This is a genomic window from Caballeronia sp. BR00000012568055, assembly GCF_029439455.1.
GTDB lineage: Bacteria > Pseudomonadota > Gammaproteobacteria > Burkholderiales > Burkholderiaceae > Caballeronia.
On sequence record NZ_JAQFVG010000365.1, the window covers coordinates 4685 to 9497 of the forward strand.

Genomic DNA, 4813 nt, shown 5'->3' on the forward strand with positions numbered 1-4813 from the left:
TCTTTGATCATCCTCATCCGGCACTTGCGCCCGAGACCATCACCCGCCTCAGATCACCGTTGGAATTCGTGCGAACGGACGAAGCTTCCGAACGTGATGCAGACCTGGGTAAGCCACTCTTGAATGTCGATCATCAAACAGGTTTTATGGATAGCTCGTCCGAGGACGCAAAGATGCCAAAGAAGACTGCAGGCAAGGCGCTCAGCGCCGCTGCAACTAGTGGTGGCGCAAAGGCTCGAAAGCCTGAGCATGCCTCGTCTCAGCAGAAAGCTTCACCATCACTCAGAAAATCACCGACCGTGATCGATCAACAGACGTTACCCTTGATAGATGGTGTTGCTCTCGAAGGCGTCCGACGCGCAAACCTTCATACCCTCACCAGCCGCAAAGGATCAAAGGTGAGACTTGCTGTCGTCATGGAAATGAGCGATTCCAACATGTCTCATCGGCTCTACGGCAAAAAACGCTTGGATGGAGTCGAAGCAAACCGCTTCACGGAGCGCCTCGGCTTGCCCACGGGCTGGCTGGACACGCCTCGCACCGAGGATGATATTCCGGAGTCCGTGTCTGGCTTGCTTGCACCTGCTTTACGGGGCCGATCGGCCGATGATCAACACGAGACAGTTGCGCCTACAACGACCGAGCGCGAGCCAATCCGGCGGCCGCCTAGAAATAAAAACAACACTGGCGTACTTCAGAGCGCCAATGCGATCGCCCAACACTCAGGTACTGCAGCCGGGGACGTGCCAGCGATCGCCCTCGGCGCTCAAAATGACGCCAGCGCCGGTACTACCGGAGCGCCAAGTCAAGCCGCCACTACAGACAAAATTGATCCGCAAGCAAGCTCACCGAGGTTTATGGCCGTACCTCAACGAAGTTTGCCGCAACAAGACGCCCCATCTTCGCCTATTACTTCGATCACCAGCCTCGAGAATCTTCACGGTATCGAGCCGATCGCCGAAGCTTTACTCAAGACACTTGCTGGCAAAGCACGCGCAGGACGATTGGACGAATTAAAAGCGCTTGAGCTTTTGCAGCAAGCAATTCGCTTGTAGAACGTTGGCTCGCTCTGCACAGTCGCCGAAGTGAGGTGGTGCATGCCGCTCAGATCGTCCCTTTCTTCAATACTCGATGAGACATCTTAGCCTTGAGGCAACTCGATCGCGATGGGAAGCGTGATCAGATTGTCTTTCCAGATGGTTGACTCATTCTCACCGCGCTTGACTGGCGTAGGCACGTCCGGTACAACCGGCTCAAAAGGATTTTCGGGCCGCTTGGACACGTTCGACCTTGCAGGGGCAGCCCTTCAAAAAGGCGCTCGGCGTCCTGCTGGGTCAGTTTGGTCTTTCCTTTATTCATACTCTCTTTAAGCCTGGTTGATCAGCAGAATTGCGAGTCGCGCCAACGGGAAACAGTCGTGCCAAGAGGCAGCCATTGAGCAGATCTGGATAGTGTCTCACTCCCCAGCGCGCTAGCGATCTCAATGTCTCGTCGTCACGCATGACCGAGGCGGCGTCTCAACCACGCATCCGGTGCATCGCATCAAGATCCGGAAAACGCCCTGCTTTCAGGATGTGATCAAGTCGTCGTTTCGCGACCTCGATTCGATTAAGCGGTGTCGACGCGAGTTGCTCGTCATGCGTGCACAACACCCGTTCAATCGCCGCGCACTGAACGTCGGCAATCTGCCAAGAGTCCGTCGTTACCAAATCGTCAATGCTTGCCCGAAGGATCGATTCGGCTTCGAGATACGTTTCGATTGGCGGATAGAGCCGATCCCGTTCGCATACGAGAAAGGTCAGGTACAGCGTTTTGATGAGTATGCTTGCAAAATCGGCACTGCCTCGGCCATTGCGCATGGCCACCAACGCCAGATGATTTTCCAGTGAAAACTTGCGTGCAGTGGTCGGTGCGATCGGCAGTAACTGCGTTCGGGTCAGCGGAGCGCGGCGGCCGCTTTTCGCGTGCTTGGGTTTGTTCGGCATGGTGACGTGTCAAGAAGCTCTCCGACCAAGTAATGGGCCGAGCTTGCCGGCGGCATCACGAGAGATGAGCGGTGCAATGCGCCGAAGCTCCAGCGCCTACAAGCAGACTACGCCTTTTCAGCCGATTTCTCTGTGCGCCGGGCAAACCATCAAACGCTTGGCCCAGACGAACTCGTGGAGGCTCCAAGGGTCAGCCGCGCATCAGGCGGTTTTGTCTGCTACGGGCACTGCGTCCGACGTACGACACCATTCATGATGAACGGCGTAGTCACGCGGCGTCGCGTCGAGCATGTGACGTTGCTCTGTTCGCACGCCAATCAAAGGCTCCGCAGTGACCAATTAGTGCATGATTTATTCGCCTAAAATACAAATTTTGTGATACTTTATCCATATAAATCATGCTGTTTTGCTTGTCAATTCTCCGTGATTTCGTAGACAGTGAACGAGGTCACCCCTGGATCAGTTTGATACTTTTGCATGATTTATGCCGTCAAAATACAGATAACTAACGGTTACACGAATAAAATCATGCAATGGAGTGAGCGATGGCAAGCAAGACACTACAGCGCCTGATGGATGTCGCCCCGCGTGGGCAGCCGCTTGATCCGCAGATGCTGCGCGACTGCGGAATCAGCGCCCAGCAGACCACGTACTTCGTCAAGGCGGGGTGGCTGCTGCGCTTGTCTAAAGGAGCCTATTTGCTCGTTGGCGACACACCCACGCAAAACGGGATCATGGCCTACTTGAGCATACGGATACCCGGCCTGCACGTGGGCGGAAAAACCGCGCTGGACTGGCAAGGCGTGCGTCACAACCTGAGCTTTCGAGACCGCGTCATCCTTTGGGCTGATCAACCTCATGCGATGCCGGAATGGATCGACGAATACATGCCCTATACATTCCAAACCACGCGCCTGTTTGACGCTGATATGCCCTGCGATTTAGCACTTTCGGCCCTCCCCAATCGCGATCCTTCGGTGCTTGTCTCTGAGCCTGAGCGCGCGTTGCTGGAGCTCGCCAGTGATATCGGCAAACGGCGCGCCAAAGGTCAACCGTTGGAGGAGGCGTTGAACCTTGTGTCCTCGCTTCGCAATCTTCGGCCAAAGGTCCTCGACACCCTCCTCTCACACTGCACGCGCGTGAAGGTCGTCAAACTCGTGCGCGACCTCGGCCAAGCAAGTGGCTTTGCGTGGGGTCAAGATCTGCAACGACATGTTGACCGGCTCGGTCCCGGTCGGCGATGGACCAGCAGTCGAAAGGACGCTCCGAAATTCACCTTGAAAGCTTAATCGTGCGGCTCGCAGGATTAAAACGCTATGAATAACCAATACCTGGATACTGTTCGGCTCATGCTGGCGATAACACCGGACGTTTTTGATACGCCCCGCTTTGCCATGAAGGGCGGTACAGCCCTCAACATGTTTGTTCAGGACCTACCTCGTCTCTCGGTTGACATCGACGTGGTCATGCGCGACCACGGTCCCGATCGGAAGGAGGCCCTGTCCATCATCAATGACGAGCTGATGCGCGTGAAGCAGGCGGTTGAACGACAAGGTCATACCGTTTCGGTAGCGACGGCTAGTGGAAGGCACCTGGGCGACGATGTGAAGCTGACGGTGTCTTCTGCTAACGCGCAGGTCAAAGTCGAAGTGAATTATGTTTTTCGGGGGACGCTCTCCCCGACGGTGATGCGCACCGTGGTACCGCGAGCCCAAAGCATGTTTCGCGTCGACTTCGAAGTGCCGACGCTATCTGATGCCGAACTGTACGGTAGTAAGCTTGTTGCCGCGCTCGACCGCCAGCATCCGCGGGACATCTTTGACGTGCAGCATATGTACGACACGACCGGACTGCACGACGATTTCGTTGCAGCCTTCGTCGGCTATCTAGCCGGGCACAATCGACCCGTTCATGAAGTTCTGTTCGCGCAACCCCGTTCACTTGAAAACGAGTATGAGGCGGGCTTTGTCGGCATGACGGTCGATTCCGTCAGTCTCGAATTATTGACCGATGTGCAGACCAGACTTCATCATGATCTTCCGCGAGCGCTGACCCCTGAGCAGCGAGAATTCCTTATCTCACTCGTCCAACTCAAACCTGATTGGTTGTTGATGCCGTACGACCACCTCCCTGAGCTTCCAGCAATCCGGTGGAAAATGGAGAACTTAAGCAAGCTCAGATCCCGAGACTCGTCTCGTTTTGCTCAACAAGCCGCGCTTCTGCAGCAGGGATTTGACGCGCTCGTTTAGCAGCACAGAGCGCTCGTATGGAGGTGCTGCCTCTTTCGAAGCGCCCAGCCTGCCCGCGTGCTAAAAAACCGGGTGCTCCTCTGGATCAGAACCGCGAAAGGCTCATTACGCACGCGGCGAGTTCCGAACCGCGATGCGACGCACAATCGCCTCTTGCCGGATTCATGAGGTCGAGTCCACTTGTAGATGGATTGGGCTTGGCCTAATGCCTACGTCGCAGTCGCAAGATCTGTCTATGCCCTCCTCTTCCAAACGCAACATCATGAGGCGAAAGCCGCCGCGCGGCACCATCACGCGCTATGGCGACCGCATCGTCGAGGTCCTGGGTAAAGCACGAGGCCAACGCGTGATGATTAGATCGATTCATCCCGATGGCTCGGAACGCCTGACCGCTGTCAAGCTCACCAATCTGCAGCTGCTCGAACGCCAACTTTTTTGAGTGACTCGACGATCGCTGGCAGCGAAATCACGACTTGTTGACGGCGTCGCCGGGTAGCAGCGGCGCATTGCTGCGCCGCCGCTCCCTAAGAACGGTGCATGCAAGTTTCCCCGCACTCCGCTCAAGCCTTTCAAAGCCTA

Annotated in this window: 5 protein-coding genes and 1 pseudogene; 4 read left to right on the forward strand and 2 right to left on the reverse strand. The window is 56.0% G+C overall.

What is annotated here, in order from left to right; genetic code table 11:
* The coding region (locus P7F28_RS33390) for a hypothetical protein (protein ID WP_277189647.1) at positions 1-1055 on the forward strand (1055 nt) is incomplete at its 5' end.
* A gap of 89 nt (positions 1056-1144) precedes the next feature.
* On the opposite strand, the pseudogene P7F28_RS33395 reads toward P7F28_RS33390, so the two are convergent.
* Together P7F28_RS33395 and P7F28_RS33400 are read right to left on the reverse strand one after the other, a co-directional pair.
* Positions 1145-1359 (reverse strand): annotated as a pseudogene (locus P7F28_RS33395) (hypothetical protein); the annotation flags it as partial.
* A gap of 158 nt (positions 1360-1517) precedes the next feature.
* Positions 1518-1985, reverse strand: coding sequence for a hypothetical protein (locus P7F28_RS33400; protein WP_277189648.1), 468 nt, complete (start codon positions 1983-1985; stop codon positions 1518-1520).
* A gap of 545 nt (positions 1986-2530) precedes the next feature.
* Between P7F28_RS33400 and P7F28_RS33405 the strand changes: the two genes are divergently transcribed.
* From P7F28_RS33405 to P7F28_RS33415, 3 genes are all read left to right on the forward strand, one after another.
* Positions 2531-3274: a type IV toxin-antitoxin system AbiEi family antitoxin domain-containing protein gene (locus tag P7F28_RS33405; RefSeq protein ID WP_277189649.1), complete on the forward strand. Its 744-nt coding sequence runs from the start codon at positions 2531-2533 to the stop codon at positions 3272-3274.
* A gap of 27 nt (positions 3275-3301) precedes the next feature.
* Positions 3302-4234, forward strand: a complete 933-nt coding sequence (locus tag P7F28_RS33410; protein ID WP_277189650.1) for a nucleotidyl transferase AbiEii/AbiGii toxin family protein — start codon at positions 3302-3304, stop codon at positions 4232-4234.
* A 235-nt stretch (positions 4235-4469) separates the two neighbouring features.
* Positions 4470-4673 (forward strand): hypothetical protein, encoded by a 204-nt coding sequence (locus P7F28_RS33415; protein WP_277189651.1) that lies wholly within the window; start codon positions 4470-4472, stop codon positions 4671-4673.
* Positions 4674-4813: the final 140 nt, after the last annotated feature.

What these genes read in the sequence shown, in the direction of transcription:
- P7F28_RS33400 (WP_277189648.1), bottom strand. Translation starts at nt 1,985, where the DNA reads ATGCCGAACAAACCCAAGCACGCGAAAAGCGGCCGCCGCGCTCCGCTG.
- P7F28_RS33405 (WP_277189649.1), top strand. Translation starts at nt 2,531, where the DNA reads ATGGCAAGCAAGACACTACAGCGCCTGATGGATGTCGCCCCGCGTGGG.
- P7F28_RS33410 (WP_277189650.1), top strand. Translation starts at nt 3,302, where the DNA reads ATGAATAACCAATACCTGGATACTGTTCGGCTCATGCTGGCGATAACA.
- P7F28_RS33415 (WP_277189651.1), top strand. Translation starts at nt 4,470, where the DNA reads ATGCCCTCCTCTTCCAAACGCAACATCATGAGGCGAAAGCCGCCGCGC.